At 71.3% G+C, this 21,437-nt stretch carries 19 protein-coding genes, 1 tRNA gene and 1 pseudogene; 7 read left to right on the top strand and 14 right to left on the bottom strand.

All coding sequences use genetic code 11. The features are described 5' to 3' along the window. Positions 1-499: 499 nt before the first annotated feature. The gene (rpsA, locus tag B5D80_RS07920) at positions 500-1,996 is read right to left on the bottom strand and encodes a 30S ribosomal protein S1 (protein ID WP_088643126.1); all 1,497 of its coding nucleotides are present in this window, start codon (positions 1,994-1,996) and stop codon (positions 500-502) included. A gap of 386 nt (positions 1,997-2,382) precedes the next feature. Between rpsA and B5D80_RS07915 the strand changes: the two genes are divergently transcribed. From B5D80_RS07915 to B5D80_RS07905, 3 genes and pseudogenes are all read left to right on the top strand, one after another. After that, a complete protein-coding gene (locus B5D80_RS07915) occupies positions 2,383-3,192 on the top strand; it encodes a class I SAM-dependent methyltransferase (RefSeq protein ID WP_088643125.1) in 810 nt (269 codons plus the stop codon). A 168-nt stretch (positions 3,193-3,360) separates the two neighbouring features. Further along, positions 3,361-3,567, top strand: a complete 207-nt coding sequence (locus B5D80_RS07910) for a hypervirulence associated TUDOR domain-containing protein (RefSeq protein WP_088643124.1) — start codon at positions 3,361-3,363, stop codon at positions 3,565-3,567. Then, positions 3,554-3,898, top strand: a pseudogene (locus B5D80_RS07905) (DUF3140 domain-containing protein); the annotation flags it as partial. The gene B5D80_RS07910 and the pseudogene B5D80_RS07905, both read left to right, overlap by 14 nt. 17 nt (positions 3,899-3,915) lie before the next feature. Here B5D80_RS07905 and B5D80_RS07900 read toward each other — a convergent pair. From B5D80_RS07900 to B5D80_RS07845, 12 genes are all read right to left on the bottom strand, one after another. Beyond that, the gene (locus B5D80_RS07900; protein ID WP_088643122.1) at positions 3,916-4,476 is read right to left on the bottom strand and encodes an isochorismatase family protein; all 561 of its coding nucleotides are present in this window, start codon (positions 4,474-4,476) and stop codon (positions 3,916-3,918) included. A gap of 38 nt (positions 4,477-4,514) precedes the next feature. After that, positions 4,515-7,223, bottom strand: coding sequence for a DNA polymerase I (gene polA, locus B5D80_RS07895; RefSeq protein ID WP_088643121.1), 2,709 nt, complete (start codon positions 7,221-7,223; stop codon positions 4,515-4,517). A gap of 72 nt (positions 7,224-7,295) precedes the next feature. Then, positions 7,296-8,129 (bottom strand): amino acid ABC transporter ATP-binding protein, encoded by an 834-nt coding sequence (locus B5D80_RS07890; RefSeq protein ID WP_088643120.1) that lies wholly within the window; start codon positions 8,127-8,129, stop codon positions 7,296-7,298. Then, entirely contained in the window at positions 8,126-9,115 is a 990-nt protein-coding gene (locus B5D80_RS07885; RefSeq protein ID WP_088643119.1) for an amino acid ABC transporter permease, read from the bottom strand. Before B5D80_RS07885 ends, B5D80_RS07890 begins: the two co-directional genes overlap by 4 nt. Positions 9,116-9,121: 6 nt before the next feature. Continuing rightward, entirely contained in the window at positions 9,122-10,027 is a 906-nt protein-coding gene (locus B5D80_RS07880; protein WP_088643118.1) for an ABC transporter substrate-binding protein, read from the bottom strand. A 29-nt stretch (positions 10,028-10,056) separates the two neighbouring features. Continuing rightward, the gene (locus B5D80_RS07875; protein WP_088643117.1) at positions 10,057-10,767 is read right to left on the bottom strand and encodes an ABC transporter ATP-binding protein; all 711 of its coding nucleotides are present in this window, start codon (positions 10,765-10,767) and stop codon (positions 10,057-10,059) included. Next, positions 10,757-11,602, bottom strand: a complete 846-nt coding sequence (locus tag B5D80_RS07870) for an ABC transporter ATP-binding protein (RefSeq protein WP_088643116.1) — start codon at positions 11,600-11,602, stop codon at positions 10,757-10,759. The genes B5D80_RS07875 and B5D80_RS07870 overlap by 11 nt, the downstream gene beginning before the upstream one ends. Next, positions 11,595-12,740 carry a branched-chain amino acid ABC transporter permease gene (locus B5D80_RS07865; RefSeq protein WP_088643115.1) on the bottom strand — a complete coding sequence of 382 codons (1,146 nt, stop codon included), beginning with the start codon at positions 12,738-12,740 and terminating at the stop codon, positions 11,595-11,597. The genes B5D80_RS07870 and B5D80_RS07865 overlap by 8 nt, the downstream gene beginning before the upstream one ends. Further along, the gene (locus tag B5D80_RS07860; protein WP_088643114.1) at positions 12,737-13,687 is read right to left on the bottom strand and encodes a branched-chain amino acid ABC transporter permease; all 951 of its coding nucleotides are present in this window, start codon (positions 13,685-13,687) and stop codon (positions 12,737-12,739) included. The genes B5D80_RS07865 and B5D80_RS07860 overlap by 4 nt, the downstream gene beginning before the upstream one ends. 102 nt (positions 13,688-13,789) lie before the next feature. Further along, positions 13,790-14,950 carry a branched-chain amino acid ABC transporter substrate-binding protein gene (locus tag B5D80_RS07855; protein WP_088643113.1) on the bottom strand — a complete coding sequence of 387 codons (1,161 nt, stop codon included), beginning with the start codon at positions 14,948-14,950 and terminating at the stop codon, positions 13,790-13,792. Positions 14,951-15,223: 273 nt separating this feature from the next. Further along, on the bottom strand, positions 15,224-16,411 hold the full coding sequence (locus B5D80_RS07850; RefSeq protein WP_088643112.1) for a hypothetical protein: 1,188 nt from the start codon (positions 16,409-16,411) through the stop codon (positions 15,224-15,226). 324 nt (positions 16,412-16,735) lie between these two features. Beyond that, positions 16,736-17,359: an ANTAR domain-containing response regulator gene (locus B5D80_RS07845; protein WP_088643111.1), complete on the bottom strand. Its 624-nt coding sequence runs from the start codon at positions 17,357-17,359 to the stop codon at positions 16,736-16,738. Between the two features lie 96 nt (positions 17,360-17,455). Between B5D80_RS07845 and B5D80_RS07840 the strand changes: the two genes are divergently transcribed. Continuing rightward, positions 17,456-17,539 (top strand) — tRNA-Leu (locus tag B5D80_RS07840). A 31-nt stretch (positions 17,540-17,570) separates the two neighbouring features. Next, entirely contained in the window at positions 17,571-18,320 is a 750-nt protein-coding gene (locus B5D80_RS07835) for a transcriptional regulator (protein ID WP_088643110.1), read from the top strand. Positions 18,321-18,353: 33 nt separating this feature from the next. Here B5D80_RS07835 and B5D80_RS07830 read toward each other — a convergent pair whose 3' ends face one another. Continuing rightward, positions 18,354-19,562 (bottom strand): trans-sulfuration enzyme family protein, encoded by a 1,209-nt coding sequence (locus B5D80_RS07830; RefSeq protein WP_088643145.1) that lies wholly within the window; start codon positions 19,560-19,562, stop codon positions 18,354-18,356. A 101-nt stretch (positions 19,563-19,663) separates the two neighbouring features. On the opposite strand from B5D80_RS07830, the gene B5D80_RS07825 reads away from it, so the two are divergent. Together B5D80_RS07825 and B5D80_RS07820 are read left to right on the top strand one after the other, a co-directional pair. After that, positions 19,664-20,143, top strand: a complete 480-nt coding sequence (locus B5D80_RS07825) for an Lrp/AsnC family transcriptional regulator (protein ID WP_088643109.1) — start codon at positions 19,664-19,666, stop codon at positions 20,141-20,143. A 239-nt stretch (positions 20,144-20,382) separates the two neighbouring features. Next, positions 20,383-21,393, top strand: a complete 1,011-nt coding sequence (locus B5D80_RS07820; RefSeq protein WP_357759938.1) for an LLM class flavin-dependent oxidoreductase — start codon at positions 20,383-20,385, stop codon at positions 21,391-21,393. Positions 21,394-21,437: the final 44 nt, after the last annotated feature.

Below are 21,437 nucleotides of genomic sequence, written 5' to 3'. Positions count from 1 at the left end.
GCCGAGCCGGACCGAGCCGGGCATGGCCGGCCGGACAGACCGAGATCGGGGCGGAACAGCGTGGGGGCGGGACGGACAAGGCGGGAGAAGCGAACCCGTCGCCCCGCCCGGATCACCCCGCAACATCGGCGATATAGCGGTATCCGACGCCGGCGAAACCGCTGTGCCGCCGAAACTGAGTCGATCATCTCCGCCACGACGCGGGCCGGCTCGGGCGGTAACGGCGACAGGGCAGGCTGGAGGCCGGGCCGAAACGAGCCGGGCCGGACCGAACGAGCGAGATCGAGGCGGAACAGTGCCGGGCAGGGCGGGATAGATAAGGCAGGCGGGGCGGGGTGAGTGAGGAAGGCGGGGTGGGGCGGGAGCGGAGCACCCGGGGACGCACAGAGCCCCGCCCCCGGTCCGCGTGGGCGGATCGGGGGCGGGGCTCCTGTGTCAGCGGCTACCCGGACCCGGGTGCGACGTCAGACGTCATGCCCGGTGGGGGCCAGCCTCCGGCTCACTTGCCGCCGGCGAGCTTCTCCCGCAGCGCGGCGAGCGCCTCGTCGGTGGCCAGGGTGCCGGCCGGCTCCTCGGCCTGCCGGCTCGGGGCCGACGAGCTGGTCGAGGTGGTGGTGCCACCGGTGGCGACCGGCGGGGCCGGGTTCGCAGCGGCCTCGGCGTCGGCGGCCCGGGAGGTCTGCACCTGCTTGGTGTGGGCCTCCCAGCGCTGACGCGCCTCGGCGTACTGGTTCTCCCAGGTCTCGCGCTGCTTGTCGTACCCCTCGAGCCACTCGCCCGTCTCCGGGTCGAAGCCCTCCGGGTAGATGTAGTTGCCCTCGTTGTCGTACGTCGCGGCCATGCCGTAGAGGGTCGGGTCGAAGTGCTCCTCGCCCTCGACGAAGCCCTCGTTGGCCTGCTTGAGCGACAGCGAGATCCGGCGACGCTCCAGGTCGATGTCGATGACCTTGACCATGACCTCGGAGCCGACCTGGACGACCTGCTCCGGGATCTCCACGTGGCGCTCGGCCAGCTCGGAGATGTGGACCAGGCCCTCGATGCCGTCGTCGACCCGGACGAACGCGCCGAACGGCACCAGCTTGGTGACCTTACCCGGCACGATCTGCTGGATCGCGTGGGTGCGGGCGAACTGCCGCCACGGGTCCTCCTGGGTCGCCTTCAGCGACAGCGAGACCCGCTCGCGGTCCAGGTCGACGTCCAGGACCTCGACCTCGACCTCCTGGCCCACCTCGACGACCTCGGACGGGTGGTCGATGTGCTTCCAGGACAGCTCGGAGACGTGCACCAGGCCGTCCACGCCGCCCAGGTCGACGAACGCGCCGAAGTTGACGATCGAGGAGACGACGCCCTTGCGGACCTGCCCCTTCTGGAGCTTGTTGAGGAACTCGGTGCGCACCTCGGACTGCGTCTGCTCCAGCCAGGCCCGGCGGGACAGGACCACGTTGTTGCGGTTCTTGTCCAGCTCGATGATCTTGGCTTCGAGCTCGCGGCCGACGTACGGCTGCAGGTCACGCACCCGCCGCATCTCGACCAGCGACGCGGGCAGGAAGCCGCGCAGGCCGATGTCGAGGATGAGACCACCCTTGACGACCTCGATGACCGAGCCGCGGACGACGCCGTCCTCGTCCTTGATCTTCTCGATCGTGCCCCAGGCCCGCTCGTACTGCGCCCGCTTCTTGGAGAGGATCAGCCGACCCTCCTTGTCCTCCTTCTGGAGGACCAGGGCCTCGATGTGGTCACCGACCGAGACGACCTCGGCGGGGTCCACGTCGTGCTTGATCGACAACTCCCGCGAGGGGATGACACCCTCGGTCTTGTAGCCGATGTCGAGCAGGACCTCGTCCCGATCGACCTTGACGACGGTGCCTTCGACAATGTCGCCGTCGTTGAAGTACTTGATGGTCTCGTCGATCGCGGCGAGGAAAGCCTCCTCGGAACCGAGATCGTCGTGGGTGACCCGGGTGGCGCTCGAGGGGGCCTCGATGCTGCTCGTCATGTGGGCGGTTGCTCCGGTCGGATGGGTTGTCACAGCAGGCGTGGTGTCGCAGTGACCCGTTCGCGCCAGCGGATCCGCCACCGACCCCACCTGACGATCGCCAGAAGAGGATCATCGGTGCTCCGGTGACCGCGCACCTGCTCCCTGCCGAGGTACACGATCCACGAGCGCATCGTCTAGCCTACCCGCTGCATTACCACAGCGTGCAAGCCCTCCCGGGTCCTCACGACCTCGTCTGCTGCGAAAGCGGAGATTTCGGTGGGAAAGCACCTCCGCTGTCTCATCCGTCACATCCACCCCACGGGACCGACAGCGTACGGCCGTCCGCCGCGCCGCGCACGCCGGGGTCCGGCGGACGACGCCACCGCAGGGCCTAGCGTGAACGGGTGGACGACGACGAGCGGGTGATCCGACGCCGGGTGGGCGACACCGAGGCACGACGGGCCAACCGCGGCTGGTGGGACGCCGATGCCGACGACTACCAGGCCGAGCACGGCGCCTTCCTGGGCGAGGTGGACTTCCGCTGGTGCCCGGAGGGGCTGCGCGAATCCGAGGCGCGGTTGCTCGGCGAGCTGGCCGGGCGGCGGGTGCTGGAGGTCGGCTGCGGCGCGGCGTCCTGCGCCCGCTGGCTGGCCACTCAGGGGGCCGAGCCGGTCGCCTTCGACCTGTCCGCCGGCATGCTGCGGCACGCCGCCCGTGCCGCCGGCAGCAGCGGGGTACGCGTCCCGCTGGTACAGGCCGACGCGCTGGCCCTGCCGTTCGCCGGGGCGTCGTTCGACATCGCCTGCACGGCGTTCGGGGCGATCCCGTTCGTCGCCGACTCGGCCGCCCTGATGGCCGAGGTGCATCGGGTGCTGCGCCCCGGCGGGCGCTGGGTCTTCTCGGTGACCCACCCGATGCGCTGGGTCTTCCTCGACGACCCCGGCGAGGGCGGGCTGACCGCCGTGCACTCGTACTTCGACCGCTCCCCCTACGTCGAGCAGGACGAGCGGGGGGTGGCCAGCTACGTGGAGCAGCACCGGACCCTCGGCGACCGGATCCGCGAACTGGTCGGCGCCGGCTTCCGCCTGCTCGACCTGGTGGAACCCGAATGGCCGGCCGGCCACCGGGAGACCTGGGGGCAGTGGAGCCCGCTACGCGGGCGGCTCTTCCCCGGCACCGCCATCTTCGTCACCGAGAAGCCGGCCACCACCTGACCGGCCCGGCACCGGACCGACCGGCCCTGGACCGACCGGCCCTGGACCGGCAACCACCGGACCGGCCAGCACCGGACCGGCCGGCACCGGGCCCCGCCGACCGGTCCGTCGGCGACGGGCCGACCGGGCGCGTTGTTTCGGGGCGGTGCCGTCGGGTACCCGGCGGCCATGGCCGAGCAGCGGTTTCGACGGGGTGACCACGTCTCCTGGGCCAGCCACAGCGGTCGCGCCCACGGGGTATTGACCGAACGCACGCACGTCCGGGGGCGCGCGGTGAACGCCGCGCCGGACGACCCGCGGTACCGGATCCGCAACGACGACTCGGGGCGCGACGTCGCCCACCGGCCGGAGGCGTTGCGCCATGAGCCGAGCTGACGACCCGCAGCAGACCTACCGGGAGTTCACCGAGGCGGTGAACATGAAACCCGGGGAGCTGTCGTCCTGGTTGCAGACGCCCGAATCCAAACAGGTCGGCTGGCACAAGGGTGGCCGGGCCGGCGGCGGCGAGTCGGTGGGGCACTCGTCGGGCCGGCGGATCGTCGACCTGCTGCGCCGCAAGCGGGCCGAGTTGTCCGCCGCCGACTACCAGCACATGCGCAAGGTGATCGGCTACGTGCACCGGCACCTGGCGCAGCGACCGGCCGGCGACGTCCGGGACACGAAGTGGCGCTGGTCGCTGATGAACTGGGGCCACGACCCGCTGCGCTGACCCGCGGGGTGGCCTCAGGCCGTCGTGGCGAAGTCGACGTCCTTCGTCGCGACCGTGCCCGCCGTGCGCCCCGGGGCCTTCTGGTGCGTCCAGTAGAGGTTCGTGTGCGTGACGACCTGCTCGGGCGGCGGCGCGCCCCACTGCGTGCGGTCCTGCGTGGTGTGGGCGTCGGCGACCAGCGTGGTGTCGTAGCCCCGCACGAGCGCGCCGTGCAGGGTCGACCGGACGCACGCGTCGGTCTGCGCACCGACCACCACGAGCCGCCCGACGCCCAGCCCGGCCAGCACCGACTCCAGCTCGGTGTCCTCGAAGGAGTCGCCGTAGAGCTTCTCGACAAGCGGTTCGGCGTCGGCCGGGACCAGCTCGGGGACGATCCGCCAGTCGTCCCCGCCCCGGACGAGGCGGGCGTCGGAGTGCTGCACCCAGACGACCGGCACCCCCTCCTGGCGGGCCCGCCGCACCAGGTCGGCCACGTTGGCGACCACGTCGTCACGCCGGTACGCCCCGGCGACGACCCCGTTCTGCACGTCGACGACGAGCAGGGCGGTGTGCGGTCGGTCGGTGAGTGTGCTCATGTCTCCCCCTGGTCTGGCCGGTGCGGTGGGTGCGGAGGCTAGTGGTCGGCGCTGTTCCAGTCCCGGCCCACGCCGACGGAGACCTCCAGCGGCACCGACAGCGGGTACGCCGCCCCCATCTCCTGCCGGACCAGCGTCTCCAACGCCTCCCGCTCGTCGGGGGCGACCTCGAAGACCAGCTCGTCGTGCACCTGGAGCAGCATCCGGGACCGCAGCCCGGCGTCGCGCAGCGCGGTGTCGACGCGCAGCATGGCGACCTTGATGATGTCGGCCGCCGAGCCCTGGATGGGGGCGTTGAGCGCCATCCGCTCAGCCATGTCCCGGCGCTGCCGGTTGTCGCTGACCAGGTCGGGTAGGTAGCGGCGGCGACCGAGGACGGTGGAGGTGTAGCCGTCCTGGCGGGCGCGGGCCACCACCTCGTGCAGGTAGTCGCGCACCCCGCCGAAGCCGGCGAAGTAGTTCTCCATCAGCCCCCGGGCCTCGTCGGCGGTGATGCCGAGCTGCTGGGACAGGCCGAAGGCGCTCAACCCGTACGCCAGGCCGTAGTTCATGGCCTTGATCTTGCGGCGCTGGTCGGCGGTGACCTCGCCGACCGGGACGGTGAAGACCGACGACGCGGTGGCGGCGTGGAAGTCGTGGCCGGAGTTGAACGCCTCGATCAGCGCCTCGTCCAACGACAGGTGCGCCATGATCCGCATCTCGATCTGGCTGTAGTCGGCGGTGAGCAACGTCTGGTAGCCGTCGCCCACCACGAAGGCCCGGCGGATGCGCCGGCCCTCCTCGGTGCGGATCGGGATGTTCTGGAGGTTGGGGTCGGTGGAGGAGAGCCGGCCGGTGGCCGCCACGGTCTGCTTGAACGTGGTGTGGATGCGCCCGTCGTCGGCGACCGACTTGAGCAGGCCGTCGACGGTGGTCTTGAGCTTCGCCACGTCCCGGTGGCGCAGCAGGTGTTCCAGCACGGGGTGCGGGTTCTGGGCGTAGAGCCACTGGAGCGCGTCGGCGTCGGTGGTGTACCCGGTCTTGATCTTCTTGGTCTTGGGCAGCCCCAGCTCCCCGAAGAGCAGCTCCTGGAGCTGCTTGGGCGAGCCGAGGTTGAACTCCCGCCCCACCGAGGCGTACGCGCCCTGGGCGGCGGACTTCACCTCGCCTGCGAAGTGCGCCTCCAACTCGTGGAGGTAGTCCAGGTCGGCGCCGATGCCGACGCGCTGCATCCCGGCCAGCACCTCGGACAGGGGCAGCTCCACCTCGGCCATCAGCCGGGCGGACTGCTCGCCGTCGCGGGACAGCTCGGCGTCGATCGCGTCGGCCAGGTCGAGGGTGGCCCGCGCCTGGAGCATCAGGTTCTGCTCGGCCTCGCCGTCGTCGCCGAGCCCGTCGAAGGTGAGCTGGCCGGTCTCCGGCGCGTCGACCCGCAGCTCGCGGTGCAGGTAGCGCAGCGCCAGGTCGGTCAGGTCGTAGGAGCGCTGGTCGGGGCGGGCCAGGTAGGCGGCCAGCTCGGTGTCCCGGGCGACGCCGGCCAGGGTCCAGCCCCGGGCGGCGAACGCCAGCCGGGCGTGCTTGCTGTCGTGCAGCACCTTGGGCTGCCGGGGGTCGGCCAGCCAGTCGGCCAGGGCGCGTTCGTCGGCCTCGGCCAGCGTCGCCGGGTCGAGCCAGGCGGCCGGGCCGCTGGCCAGCGCGAGGGCCAGCGCGTCGAGCTGCGGCTCGTAGCGCTCGCGGGGGTTCGTCGGCTTGGCCGGCGTCTTCACGGCGACGCCGACCTGGGTGCCGGTGGGGACGTGCGCGGCCAGCCAGTCGACAAGCGCGCCGGGCGCGGTGAGCCGCTCGCCGGCCAGGTCGAAGCCGGCCTCGGCCTCCGGCTCCACCGCCTCCAGGTACTGGTACAGCCGGTCGCGCAGGATGCGGAACTGGAGGGTGTCGAAGACCTGGTGCACGGCCTCGCGGTCCCAGCCCTGCCAGCGGGCGTCCTCGGGGCGGATCGGCAGCTCCAGGTCGGAGACCAGGCAGTTGATCTCGTAGTTGCGGATCACGTCGGCGAGCCGCTCGCGCAGGCTGTCGCCGGCCTTGCCCTTGATCTCGTCGGCGTGGGCGATCACGCCCTCGACCCCGCCGTAGGTGTTGATCCACTTGGCGGCCGTCTTCGGGCCGACGCCGGGGATGCCTGGCAGGTTGTCGCTGGTCTCGCCGACCAGGGCGGCCAGGTCGCGGTAGCGCTGCGGGCCGACGCCGTACTTGGCCTCGATCGCCGCCGGGTCCATCCGGGCCAGGTCGGAGACGCCCTTGCGCGGGTAGAGCACGGTGACGTCGTCGCCGACGAGCTGGAAGGCGTCCCGGTCGCCGGTGCTGATCAGCACCTGCATGCCCTGGTCGCGGGCCTGGCAGGCGAGGGTGGCGATGACGTCGTCGGCCTCGTAGCCCTCCCGCTCGACGACCGGGACGCGCAGCGCGTCGAGGACCTCCTTGACCAGGCTGACCTGGCCCTTGAAGTCGGCCGGGGTCTCACTGCGGCCGGCCTTGTACTCCGCGTACTTCTCGGTGCGGAAGGAGCGGCGGGAGACGTCGAAGGCGACCACGATGTGGGTGGGCTGCTCGTCGCGGAGCACGTTGATCAGCATCGAGGTGAAGCCGTAGACCGCGTTGGTCGGCTGCCCGGTCGTGGTGGAGAAGTTTTCCACCGGCAGGGCGAAGAACGCCCGGTATGCCAGGGAATGTCCGTCGACGAGGAGCAGGCGTGGCGTCGTAGCTGTCACGGCAGCGACTCTAGTCCGTACCCCCGACAACCCCCGGCGGCGGCACGGCCGACGCCGGGGGTGGACCGGAACTCAGAGCACCTTGGCGAGGAACGTCCTGGTCCGCTCGTGCCGCGGGTTGGCGATCACCTCGCGCGGGTCGCCGGACTCGACGACCACCCCGCCGTCCATGAAGACCAGCGTGTCGCCGACCTCCCGGGCGAAACCGATCTCGTGGGTCACCACGATCATGGTCATCCCGTCCCGGGCCAGGTCCTTCATCACGTCCAGGACCTCGCCGACCAGCTCCGGGTCGAGCGCGCTGGTCGGCTCGTCGAAGAGCATCAGCTTCGGCCGCATCGCCAACGCGCGGGCGATCGCCACCCGCTGCTGCTGCCCGCCGGAGAGCTGACCGGGGTACGCGCCGAGCTTGTCGCCCAGCCCCACCCGCTCCAGCAGCTGCGCGGCCCGCTCCCGGGCCGCCGCCTTCTTCTCCCGGCCCAGCAGCACCGGGGCCTCGGTCACGTTGCCCAGCACCGTCATGTGCGGGAAGAGGTTGAACCGCTGGAACACCATGCCTATCGAACGGCGCTGCGCGGCCACCTCCTTCTCCCGCATCTCGTGCAGCCGGCCGCCGCGTTCCCGGTAGCCGATCAGCTCGCCGTCCACCCGGATCGACCCGGCGTTGATCTTTTCCAGGTGGTTGATGCAGCGCAGGAAGGTCGACTTGCCGGAGCCCGACGGCCCCAGCAGGCAGCACACCTCGCCGGCACGGACCTGAAGGTCGATGCCCTTGAGCACCTCCAGCGACCCGAACGACTTGTGCACCTGCTCGGCCCGCACCATCAGCCCGGTGCCGTCGGCCGGGGCACCGGTCCGTGACTCGGCGGCCGGCGCACCCGCCTGGCCGGGGATCAGCTCACTCATGCCGGACCCACCGTCCCCGAATTGCCGCCGCCACCGGTCTCCGCCGTCATCCCCCGCAACCGCAGCCGGGCCCGGCCGGCCGGGCCGTAGCCCTTGCCGAAGTGCCGCTCCAGGAAGTACTGCCCGACCAGCAGGATGCTGGTCAGGAAGAGGTACCACAGGCAGGCGGCCACGTACATCGGGAAGATCTGGAAGGTCCGCTTGCCGACCGCGTCGAGCTGGAAGAACAGCTCCACGCTCACCGGCACGTAGAGCAGCAGCGAGGTGTCCTTGAGCATCGCGATGGTCTCGTTGCCGGTCGGCGGGATGATCACCCGCATCGCCTGCGGCAGCACCACCCGGCGCAGCAGCTGACCCCGGCTCATGCCCAACGCCTGGGCCGCCTCGGTCTGCCCCTCGTCGACCGACTGGATGCCGGCCCGGACGATCTCGGCCATGTAGGCCGCCTCGGACAGCGCCAACCCCAGCAGGCCGGCCATGAAGCCGGTGAGGATGTCCCGGGAGGAGAAGCCGAACAGCCGCAGTTGCAGGTTGTCGATGCCGAAGAGCTGACCGAGCTGGGTGTCGAACGGCACCCCGAACTCGATCCGGCTCCACAGGATGCCGATGTTGCCGAAGACCGCCAGCAGCACCAGCCGGGGCACCGCCCGGAAGAACCAGGTGTAGAGCCAGGCGACCCCGCGCAGGATCGGATTGTCCGACAGCCGCATCACCGCCACCACCACGCCCAGCGTGACGCCGATGAGCATCGCGCTCACCGTCATCAGCACCGTGCCGCGCAGCAGCCCCTCGATGATCGGCGGACGGAACATCTTGTCCACCATGAACGACCAGTTGAAGGCGTCGTTGGTGACCAGCAGGTGGACGAACATGGCGACCAGCACGGCCAGCACGGCGACCGCGACCCAGCGCCCCGGGTGCCGTACGGGCACGGCGCGGAGAGGCTCCGGCCGCGCCCGTACGGTGGAAGTGTCGTGGGATTCCATGACCTGTTACGGGTTGATCGCGGGGTCCGTGATCGCGCCGTCCGCCACCTTCCACTTGTCCAGCACCGACTTGTACGACCCGTCGGCGATCAGCGCCTTGGTCGCGTCCCGCACCGCCTCGGCGAACGCCGCCTGGTCCTTGCCGACCACGTAGCCGTACGGGGCCGCCTCGTACTGCTTGTCGAGCAGTTCGAGGGCGTCGTTGGACTGGGTCACCGCGAACACCCCGACCGGGTAGTCGGCGAGCATCGCGTCGTCCTTGCCGGAGACCACCGCGGCGGTGGCGGCGTCCTGACCGGGGAACTGCTCGACGGTGATCGCCGGCTTGCCGGCGTCGGTGCAGGTCTTGGAGCGCTTCTGGATGTCCTCGACCTGGACGGTGTCCTTCTGCACGGCGATCTTCTTGCCGCAGGCGTCGTCGATCTTGACGCCGGCCGGGTTGCCCTTCTTGGTCACCCACTGGGTGCCGACCTGGAAGTAGCTGACCATGTTGGCCTGCTGCTTGCGCTCGTCGTTGATGGTGAACGACGAGACGCCGACCTCGTACTTGCCGGTGCTCACGCCGGAGATGATGTCGCCGAACGGCGCGGAGACGAACTCCGCCTTGAGGCCGAGCTTGGCCGCCACGGCGGTGAACAGCTCGACGTCGAAGCCGATGACCGTCTTGCCGTCGCTGTCGAGGAATTCCGCCGGGGCGTACGTCGAGTCGGTGCCCACGACGATCTTGCCGTCGGCCTTGATGGCCGCGGGGACCTTGTCGGCCAGCGAGGTGTCCGCCGACGCGCTGACCGACGGGCCGCCGCCGGGCTGCTCGGTGCTCTCCTCCTCGCCACAGGCGGCGAGGGAGAGCAGCAGAGCGGTCGCGCCGGCGACGCCGAACGCCGCCCGCCGACCAGGGGTGAGGTGGAACATGGCAGTACTCCTTTGCGAGGGGGCGACGGTCAGGCCACGCCGAGGTAGGCCTCTTTGACCGACGGGTCGTGCAGCAGCTCCGCGCCGGTGCCGCTCTTGACGATGCGGCCGGTCTCCAGCACGTACGCCCGGTGGGCCCGGGCGAGCGCCTGCTGCGCGTTCTGCTCCACCAGCAGGATCGTGGTGCCCTGCTCGTTGATCTCGGTGATGATGGAGAAGATCTGCTGGATCAGCATCGGGGCCAGACCCATCGACGGCTCGTCGAGCAGCAGCAGCTTGGGTCGGCTCATCAGCGCCCGGCCGACGGCCAGCATCTGCTGCTCGCCGCCGGAGAGGGTGCCGCCGGCCTGCTTGCGCCGCTCGGCCAGCCGGGGGAACAGCTCCAGCACCCGGTTGAGGTCCTGGGCGATGCCCGCCCGGTCCCGGCGGGTGTAGGCGCCCATGTCGAGGTTCTCCAGCACGGTCATGCCGGGGAAGATGCCGCGACCCTCCGGGGCCTGGCACAGCCCCCGCCGGACCCGCAGGTCCGCCCGGAGCTTGGAGATGTCCTCGCCCTCGAAGCGGATCGCTCCGGAGGCGATCGGCCGGATACCGGAGATCGCCCGCATGGTGGTGGACTTACCGGCGCCGTTCGCGCCGATCAGGGCGACGATCTCGCCCTCCCCCACGGTCAGGCTGATCCCGTGCAGCGCCTGGATGCGCCCGTACAGCAGGCTGACGTCGTCAATCTCAAGCAGCATCGTCCGGTACCCCCAGGTACGCCGCGACCACCTTCGGGTTGTCCCGCACCTCGGCGGGCAGCCCCTCGGCGATCTTCTTCCCGAACTCCAGCACCACGATCCGGTCGGTGACGCCCATGACCAGGCGCATGTCGTGCTCGATCAGCAGCACGGTCACGCCGGTGTCGCGGATCTGCCGGATGAGCTGGAGCAGCTCCTCCTTCTCCGCCGGGTTGAAGCCGGCGGCCGGCTCGTCCAGGCAGAGCAGCACCGGGTCGGTGGCCAGGGCCCGGGCGATCTCCAGCCGGCGCTGCTCGCCGTAGGAGAGGTTGCGGGCGAACTCGTGCATCCGGGACCGGATGCCGACGAACTCCAGCAGCCGTTCGGCCTTCTCCCGGCCCTCGCGCTCCTCGCGCCAGTGCCGGGGCAGCCGGAACAGCGCCGAGACCACGCTGGTCTTGTGGTGCGCGTCGGCACCGACCTGCACGTTCTCCAGCGCGGTCATCTCCGGGAAGAGGCGGATGTTCTGGAACGTCCGCGCCATGCCCATCTTGGTGATCTGGTGCCGCTTCTTGCCGCTGATCTTCTCGCCGCGGAACCGGATCTGCCCCTCGCTGGGCTGGTAGATGCCGGTCATCGCGTTGAAGCAGGTGGTCTTGCCGGCGCCGTTCGGGCCGATCAGCCCGAGGATCTCCCCCTTGTAGAGGGTGAAGTCGACGTCGTTGAGCGCCACCACGCCGCCGAAGCGCAGCGTGACGTGGTCGACCTCCAGCAGCGGTTCCCGCCCGGGGATGGTCTCGACGGCGGGCGCGCCCGCCTGGGCCGGAACGGCCGGGGTCTGTTCGGTGTCACTCACCGACGATCACCTCCTTGCGACGGTCCTTGAACTCCGCCGCCCGTCGTCGGTTCGGGATGAGGCCCTGCGGCCGGAAGATCATCATCACCACGAGCACCAGACCGAAGAAGAGGAACCGGTACTCGTACAGCTCCACGCCGAACAGCTCGATGCCGCGGAACCGCTCGATCATGTACGCCACCAGGCCGCCGCCGACGATCGCGCCGACGATGTTGCCCGAGCCGCCCAGGATGACCGCGGCCAGGATGATGATCGAGTTGAGCAGCTCGAAGTTCTGCGAGTTGACGAAGTTCTGCTTGCCGGCGAAGAGCGCACCGGCCAGGCCGGCGATCGCCGCACCCGAGGCGAACGCCCAGAGCTTGAACTTGAACGTCGGCACGCCCATCAGCTGGGCCGCGTCCTCGTCCTCACGGATCGAGATCCAGGCCCGGCCGACCCGGCTGTGGGTCAGGTTCCGCACCCCGATCACCACCAGGATGATCAGCGTGAGCACCAGCCAGTAGTACGGGCGGGCGTCGAGCACCCCGAAGAACGGCTTGCCGTCGGCGTACTTGCCGGGCGGGTGCGGGATCTGGTTGAAGCCCCGCTGGCCCTTGAGGAAGTCGGAGCTGACCGCCGCGATCCGGATCATCTCGGCGAAGCCGAGCGTCACCAGTGCCAGGTAGTCACCGCGCAGCCGCAGGGTCGGCGTGCCGAGCATGACGCCGGAGACCATGGTGAGGGCGATCGCGATCGGCACCACCAGCAGCCACGGCCAGAGCGTCTTGAGGTTGCTGCTCGGCGAGGTCAACACCGCCACGGTGTACGCGCCGACGGCGAAGAAGCCGAAGTAGCCGAGGTCGAGCAGGCCGGCGAAGCCGACCACGATGTTCAACCCGACCGCGAGCAGCACGTAGATCGAGACGGTGAACAGCACCTGGGTGAAGTTGGAGCCCGTGGTCGGGATCGGCCCCAGGTACTGGTAGAACTCCTTGTTGGGCAGCGCGTAGAAGAACGCGATCAGCGCGACCAGCGCCGCCCAGCGCACCCAGCGCGGGGCGTCGTGCCACCGCTGCGCGATGGCCTCGCGGCCGTGCCGCAGCCGTGTCCCGATCCCCTGCTGCTGCTCGGGGGTCGGCGGATTAACCGTCGTCGTCATGCCCGTGCCCTTCCCAGCGATTCGCCCAGCAGACCGGTCGGCCGGAACATCAGCAGCACCACCAGCACGGCGAAGGCGGCGAAGTCCTTCCACTCGCTGCCGAACAACCCCGATGCGTAGTTCTCCACCACGCCCAGCAGCAGGCCGCCGACCAGGGCGCCCCGGAGGTTGCCGATGCCGCCGAGCACCGCGGCGGTGAACGCCTTGAGGCCGAGCAGGAAGCCGACGCTGTAGGTCAGGCTCTGGATCCGCACGTCGTAGAGCAGGCCGGCGACGCCGGCCATGGTGCCACCGGCGATGAAGACCATCAGGATGATCCGGTCCTTGTTCACGCCCATCAGCGCGGCGGTGTTGGCGTCCTGGGCGACCGCCCGGATGCCCCGGCCGACCCGGCTGCGGTTGATGAACTGGTCCAGCGCGACCATCATCACCAGCGCGGCGCCGAGGGTGAGCAACTGCACCCCGTCGATCGGCACCCCGAAGAGGTGGAACAGTGGCTTCTGGCTGATCAGGATCGGTGCGCCCTCGGGCCGCCGACGGGTCCAGATGCCGAACGCCTCCGAGATCGCGATCGACGCGCCGATCGCGGTGATCAGGAAGGCCAGCGGCGGCGCGTTGCGCTTGCGCAGCGGCCGGTACGCCACCCGCTCGATCACGGTCGCCGTGCCGGCCGACGCGATGGCCGCGACGATCATCGCGACGAGCAGGTAGAACAGGATCGAGCCGACCCCGCTGACCTGGGAGTCCTGGTCGAGGCCGAAGCCGTTCCAGGTCCAGATGGCGGCGAACGCGCCGGCGATGAAGACCTCGGAGTGGGCGAAGTTGATGAGTCTGAGTACGCCGTAGACCAGCGTGTAGCCGAGCGCGACCAGGGCGTAGATCGCACCCTGTGTCAGGCCGGTCGTGGTGAGTTCCCCGAAGTTGGAGAACAGTCCGTCGAAGTTCACGGGAGGGCCGCTCCGTCAGGTGTGGAGAAACAGGTGGTGCGGCCGGGAGCGAGCTCCCGGCCGCACCCGCGATCTGTCGTCAATCGCTCGCAGCGACCGTGGTCAGGCCTTCGGGATCTCCTGGTCGGGGACGACCTTGCCGCCCTGGACCTTGAACGCCCAGACCTTGACCTGCGCCGGGTCCAGCTCGCCACCCTCGACGAACTTGTAGCTCGACGCGACACCCTCGCCGTTGTAGCTCTTCACGAACTCCAGCAGGTCGGCGCGGGTGGTCTTCTTGGCCTTGATGCCGGCGAGCAGGATGTTCGCGGCGTCGTAGGCGGTGTCGCTGTAGGTGCCCGGGTCGGCGCCGTTGAGCGCCTTGAACTCCTCGACGAAGGTGCCACGGGCCTCGGCGGCCGGCGCGCACGGGCAGGTGAGGATGGTGCCCTCGGCGGCGGCGGCACCGGCGGTGGTGATGTACGCCGGGTCGTTGGAGCCGTCACCGACGACCAGCGGGGCGGTGACGCCGGCAGCGGTGAGCTGCTTGCGGATCAGGCCGGCCTCCTGGTAGTAACCGCCGAAGAAGACGGCCTTGACGCCGGCCGCCTTGACCTTGGTCACCACGCCGGAGAACTCGGTCTGCTTGCCCTCGCCCTGGACCTTGTCCGAGCCGACGACCGCGCCGCCGAGGACCTTCTTGACCTCGTCGGCCAGGCCCGCGCCGTAGGCGGACTGGTCGTCGATGACGTAGACCTTGTCGGCCTTCATCACGTTCTTGATGTAGGTGCCGGCCGCGGGGCCCTGGCTCAGGTCGTTGCCGACCGCCCGGAAGAAGGTCTTCCAGCCCTGCTGGGCGAGGCTGGGACGGGTGGCGGAGGGGGTGATGGTGACCAGGCCGGCCTCGTTGAACAGCGGGCCGGCGGCCTCGGACTCACCCGAGTAGGCCGGGCCGACGATGCCCAGGAGCTTGCTGTCGTCGATGGCCTTCTGGGCCAGACCGGGCGCCTGGTCCGGGCTGCCCTGCGAGTCCAGCTCGGCCAGCTCGACCTTGCAGTCGGCGTTTTCCTTGTTGTACTTCTCGACGGCGAGCTTGACGCCGTTCTTCTCGTTGATGCCCAGCGCCGCCGAGCTGCCGGTCAGCGCGCCGAAGAACGCGATCTTGCTACCGCAGCCGTCGCCACCGGACGCCTCGTCGTCGCTGCCGCTGGAGCAAGCGGTGCCGCCGGCGACGAGCGCCAGCATGGCGACTCCACCGATCACGCGTGCGAGCTTCTGCCTCAAGGCCGGAACCCTCCTCCGTCGCATGGTCCGAACCACCCGCTGCCTATTGGCCCTTGCGGGGGCGGACGAACCAGACCGTCGTCGCCGGTCTGGGCCGGGACGTTATCCCACCGGGAAGCTGCGACGTAAGCCCCAGCAAGCGGGGTTGATCGAACCGTTACACGCCGTGGCGGATTCGAAACGATCGCTGTAAGAACCGTCAGTTCTGAGGGATTCTCACTTTCTGTTCGAAGGCGCGCGACGCCGCCGGCCACCACCCCCGCCTATAGCCACTCAAACCCGCCCCCACCAGGCATGGGAGGCCCCGCCGTCGTCAGCCAGCAGCAACAGTCGATCATCGCCGCCGGCCACCGTCAGGGCGGTGTCGCCGCCATCGACCACCGTCAACGGCACCCGCACGGAGCGCCACGACACCCCACCGTCCGTAGACATCCGGACCGCGCGGCCGGCACCGTCCCCGGTCACCGCCACCAGCGCGCCACCCACCACGGCCAGCCCCACCACCGACAGCACGCCCGGACCGGCCGCCCCGAACCCGCCCACCCGCCGCCACCGCACCCCGTCGTCGGCCCGCCACACGGCGAAACCGTCGGAAACCGCCCCCACCACCACCGGCACGCCGTCGCGCAGCACCACCCGCTCCGCCCGCCCCCGACCGTCCTGCACCGGCAGCTCCGCCCGTCGCCAGGAGCGCCCGTCGACCGAGGTCCAGGCCATCGGCCGCAGCGCCGCGCCGCCCGCCGGCAGCAGCGACCCGACCACCAGCCAACCCGCCGGCAGCGCCACCGCGTCGTACGCCGCCGTCCGCCCCCGGGCGTCGCCGGCCAGCTCTGGCAGCCCCTCGGCCAGGGTGAACCCGCCCGCGTCCGGCGACGTCCAGACCGCCGCGCCGTCGGCCCGGGCACCCGCGATCAACCAGCCCCCCGCACCGGCCGCCAGCCGGGCCACGCTGACCGCGCGGGGCCCGCCGAACAGCTCGAACGCCGCCGGCACCTCCCGCAACGGGCCGCCGTCGTCGCGGACCCAGGTCCCGGTACGCGGGTTGCCGTGCACCCCACCGTTCTTGGCGCCCAGCGCCGCCACCCGGCCCCCGCCCCCTGGCGCACAGGCCGCCGCGTAGAGCACGTGCTGCCGGCCGTAGAACGTGCTGGCCGCGACCGGCACCGGCAGCCAGGTGGAACCGTCCGCGCTGGACCAGGCCGCCGGGCGGCTGCCACCGGCGGCGTCGACGACCCCGCCGACCAGGAACCAGACCCCGGCGCAGGAGACCGCGTCGCGCAGCACCAACCGGCCGGCCGGACCGGGCGGTACGGGCAGGGTCGCCTCCCGCCAGGCCGGCTCGACCGGCACCGACCGGCCGTCACCTCGCCCGGCCTCGTCGTTTCCGGCTCCGGGCCGGTCACAGCCGGCGACCACCAGGACCAGCAGAGCGCACACCACGAGTACGCGCCGGGCAGACATGCATCGATGCTAGGCAGCGGAACCCCGCCGTGGGGGGCGGGTCGGGCCACCCGACCCGGCGAACCGATCGACCACCGCGCAGACGGGAGCCGGACGATCGGGGGCAGGGGTCCGCCGGCCGAGCGGACGGCCGGCCGGTACGGCGCGGTGTCGCCGCCGGCGCGGGACGGACCGCGCTGCACGGGTCGACGTCAGGACGGAACCGGACGGCCGTCGGGGCGGATTCTTCCGCCTGTTCGGAGCGGGTCGCCTCGCCGACCGGACGGGGTGGGCCGCCGGGCGGGGAGGAAAGACGGACCGATCGGCGACCGGTGCGCCGACAGGTCAGGAGGTGGGCTGCTCGGCGATCTCGCCACCGGCGGTCTCGGCGAGGATCCGCTCGGCGACCTCCTTCATGGTCATCCGGTGGTCCATGGCGGTGCGCTGGATCCACTTGAACGCCTGCGGCTCGGTCATCCCGTACGTCGTCATCAGCGCACCCTTGGCGCGCTCGACCGTCTTGCGGATCTCCAGCCGGTCGGTGAGGCCGGCCACCTCGGACTCCAGGGCGGCGATCTCGGAGTAGCGGGACAGCGCGATCTCCACCGCCGGCACCAGGTCGCTCTTCTGGAACGGCTTGACCAGGTAGGCCATCGCACCTGCGGCCCGCGCCCGTTCCACCAGGTCACGCTGGCTGAACGCGGTCAGGATGATCACGGGGGCGATCCGGGCACCGGCGATCCGCTCGGCGGCGGCCAGGCCGTCCATGATCGGCATCTTGATGTCGAGGATGACGAGGTCGGGCTTGAGCTCCTCGGCCAACCGGACGGCGGTCTCGCCGTCACCGGCCTCGCCGACGACCTCGTAACCCTCCTCGACCAGCATCTCGGCCAGGTCCAGTCGGATGAGCGCCTCGTCCTCGGCGATCAGCACCCGCCTGCGCTCGGCATCCGTCTGCGTCTCGGCCACCAGCCCTACCCCCACCATCGATCCCACACCGGCTACCACCCATGCTCCCGCATGAGCCTAGTCGGGTACAGTGAGCCACGCGCCCCTCGGGGTGACGCCGGGATGATGGAATCGGCAGACATGAATGCCTCAAAAGCATTTGCCTTAACAGGCGTGCGGGTTCGAGTCCCGCTCCCGGCACCTTGTCACACACCTGTTCGATGATGCCCCGGTGCATCCACCAGAGATCCGGGCCCGCGCCCGGCAGGTGCACCGCGCCGGCGGTTCGGTCGCCGACGCGGCACGTGCCGTCGGCCTTCCGTACCGCACTGTCTGGCACTGGTGCAACGACCGTCCCGAGGCGCGCCAGCAGGGCACCGAGCTGCGGTGTTTCCGGTGCCGGGACGGGCTCGACGGTCCCGCCGACCCGGCGGCGTACGCCTATCTCCTCGGCCTCTACCTCGGCGACGGCCATCTGGTGACGACGGCCCGGGTGCCCGTGCTGCGGATCTACTGTGCCGCCGCCTGGCCGGGGCTGGTCGACGCGTGCGACCTGGCCATGCGGGCCGTGCTCGCCACGACGGTGCAGCGGGTGCGCATACAGGGCTGCGTGGGCGTGCAGAGCTACGGCCGGCACTGGCCGTGCCTGTTTCCCCAGCACGGGCCCGGCCGCAAGCACGAGCGCCGGATCGGCCTGGCCGACTGGCAACGCGAGATCGCCCAGCGCCGGCCGGGCGACTTTCTGCGGGGTCTGTTCCACTCCGACGGCTGCCGGGTGGACAACCGGGTGACCGTGCGGGGTCGACCGTACGTCTACCCGCGCTACCACTTCAGCAACGAGTCCACCCACATCATGGGCCTCTGCCAGTGGGCGCTCGACCTGCTCGGTGTCGCCTGGACGATGAACCGCCGCAACTGCCTGTCGGTGGCACGGCGGACGGCGGTCGCCACCCTGGACGGCCACGTCGGCCCCAAGCACTGACCCGTCAGCAGGGCCGACCGCCCCACCGGACGCTCACCCCGCCGCGAGCGCGCGGGCCAGGTCGGTCCACAGGTCCTCGGGGTCCTCCAGGCCGACCGAGATCCGCAGCAGCCCGTCACCCGGTCTCGCCTCCCCGGCCACCGGCCGGTGGGTCAGCGAGGCGGGATGCTGGATCAGGGTGTCCACCCCGCCCAGGGACACCGCGTGGGTGATCAGCCGGCAGGCCCCGGCGACCCGGGCGGCGGCGGGTGCGCCGCCGCGTACCTCGACGGCGAGCAGGCTTCCGGTGCCGGCGAGTTGCCGGCCGACCAGCCCGGCCGGGTCGTGCACCGAGGGGTGGTGGACCCGCGCCACGGCCGGGTGCCCGGCGAGCCGCAGGGCCAGCTTCTCCGCGCCGGCCTGCTGCGCGCGGACCCGCAGCGGCAACGTCTGCAGGCCCCGGTGCAGCAGGTACGCGCCGAGCGGGTGCAGCACCGCGCCGGTGACCGCGCGCACCTGGCGCAACCGGGCGGCCCAGTCGGCGTCGCAGGCCACCACGCCGGCGAGCACGTCGCCGTGTCCGCCGATGCTCTTGGTGGCGCTGTGCAGGACGAGCGCGGCGCCGTGCCGGGCGGGCTGTTGGAGCACGGGGGTGGCGACGGTGTTGTCGACCAGCAGCGGCACGTCGCCCACGGCGGCGGCCAGGGCGGCGATGTCGACGAGGTCGAGGGTGGGGTTGGCCGGGGTCTCCACGACGACCAGTCCGGTGTCGGCCCGTACGGCGGCGGCGACCTCGTCGGGACGGGCCCAACTGACCTCGGTGCCGAGCAGGCCGGTGGCGAGCACGTGGTCGGTTCCCCCGTAGAGGGGACGGACGGCGACGACGTGCCGGCGACCGTCCCGGGTGGCCGCGAGCAGGGCCGCGGTGAGCGCGGCCATGCCGCTGGCGAAGGCGACCGCCGCCGGGGTGCCCTCGAGGGTGGCCAGCGCGGCCTCGAAACGCGCCACGGTGGGATTCCACAGCCGCTGGTAGACGGCGCTGTCGCCGGGCGGGAGGGTGCCGCCGGTGGCCAGCAGTTCGTAGGCCGCGCCGCCGGCCTCGACCGACGGCAGCGGATTGGTGGTGGACAGGTCGATAGGCGGTACGTGCACCCCGAGGGCAGCGAGGTCCTCCCGGCCGGCGTGCACGGCCCGGGTGTCCACGGACGTGTCGTCGAGGGTCGTCCCGACGCTGGGGGTAGGGGGTGCCGTAGCCGCCGTCATGCCGGAAGCCTCGAACATCAGCATGACGATCGGCAACACCTTCGAACGATATTCTGGCGGTGCAGCTTTTCCTACGCTCGGATTCGCGGGAGGATGCTGGGATGCCCCCCGCACCGAACGATGTACGGCCCTTCGCCACCCTGGACGACGTCGACCGCGCGATCCTGACCGAGCTGGCCGCCGACGGCCGGCTGCCGAACAACGCCCTCGCCGAACGGGTGGGGGTGGCCCCGTCGACCTGCCTGACCCGGACCCGGGCGCTGCGGGACTGCGGGGCGATCCGGGGCTTCCACGCCGAGGTGGACCCGGCGGCGGTGGGGCTGCCCCTGCAGGCGCTGGTGTCGGTCCGGCTGACCGCGCACGAGCGGGCCGCCGTCGACGCCTTCCGGGCCCGTTCGGTGCGGCTGCCCGGGGTGGTGTCGGTGTTCCACGTGGCGGGCGCGGAGGACTACGTGCTGCACGTCCGGGCGGCGTCGGGTGACGCGCTGCGCGACTTCGTCCTGGACCAGTTGGCGGTGGACCCGGCGGTGCAGCACACCCAGACCAGCCTGATCTTCGAGCAGGCCCGCGGCCGGGGCTGACCCCGGCCACCGCCCGCCGGCCAGCCGGCCACGGTCCGCCCGCTCGCCCGCTCGCCCGCCGAGATCGACTCAACGGCAGCGATGTTGCGGTATCCGCAGCGCCTGATGCCGCGACATCGCTGATGTTGCGATGTCCGCCTCCCCCGGACCCGGGCCGGACCCGGGCCGGGCACGGTCCCGGACCATGGACCGGGCCCGACCAGGGAACAAGTCCGGGCCGGGGCGGGTTGGGCACAGGTGTGATCGACGTACCGTTGTCTGTCCTTGATCTTGCTCCGGTCGCCGCCGGGGCCACCGCCTCCGAGGCGCTCGGGCACACCACCGAGCTGGCCCGCCGGACCGAGGAACTGGGCTACCGCCGGTTCTGGGTGGCCGAGCACCACAACATGCCGGCGATCGCCAGCTCCGCGCCGGCGGTGCTGCTCGCCCACCTGGCGGCGCACACCACCACGATCCGGCTGGGCTCGGGCGGGGTGATGCTGCCCAACCACGCGCCGCTGGTGGTCGCCGAACAGTTCGGCACCCTGGAGGCGCTGCACCCGGGCCGGATCGACCTGGGCATCGGCCGGGCCCCCGGCACCGACCAGCGGACCGCGCTGGCGCTGCGGCGCACCATGGAGGGGCTGTCGGCGGAGGGCTTCCCCCGGGAGCTGGCCGACCTGATGAACTACTTCAGCGGCGACGACCCGGGTGCGATCACCGCCAGCCCGGGGCTGGGCCAGTCCCCCGCCGTCTGGCTGCTCGGCTCCAGCGGGTTCAGCGCCCAGCTCGCCGGGCTGCTGGGGTTGCCGTTCTCGTTCGCGCACCACTTCAGCTCCCAGCACACGCTGCCCGCGCTCCAGCTCTACCGGCAGAGTTTCCGCCCGTCGCGCTGGCTGAGCGAGCCGTACGCGATGGTGGCGGTGAACGTGGTCTGCGCCGACACCGACGAGCGGGCCGAGTGGCTGTCCGGGCCGGCCGGGCTGTCGTTCCTCAAGCTGCGCTCGGGGCGGCCGGAGCCGCTGGCCAGCCCCGACGATGCCGCCCGGTACCCGTACACGGAGCTGGAGCGGGAGTTCGTGCTGCAGCGCCGCGACGGTCAGGCGATGGGTTCGCCGGAGACGGTCCGCCGGCAGCTCACCGAGCTGCTGGCCCGCACCGGTGCGAACGAGCTGATGCTCACCACCATGGTGTACGACGTGGCCGACCGGGTGCGCTCGTTCGAGCTGGTGGCCGAGAAGGTGGTCGGCGGGCTCTCCCGGGGCGTCTGAAACACGCTCTTCATAGCCACGTCACCCCACCGTTGCGGACGACC

The sequence above is a fragment of the Micromonospora wenchangensis genome (assembly GCF_002210435.1).
Taxonomy (GTDB): domain Bacteria; phylum Actinomycetota; class Actinomycetes; order Mycobacteriales; family Micromonosporaceae; genus Micromonospora; species Micromonospora wenchangensis.
The sequence above is the reverse complement of the archived record's forward strand: the minus strand, read 5'-3'. Positions and strand labels throughout refer to the sequence as shown.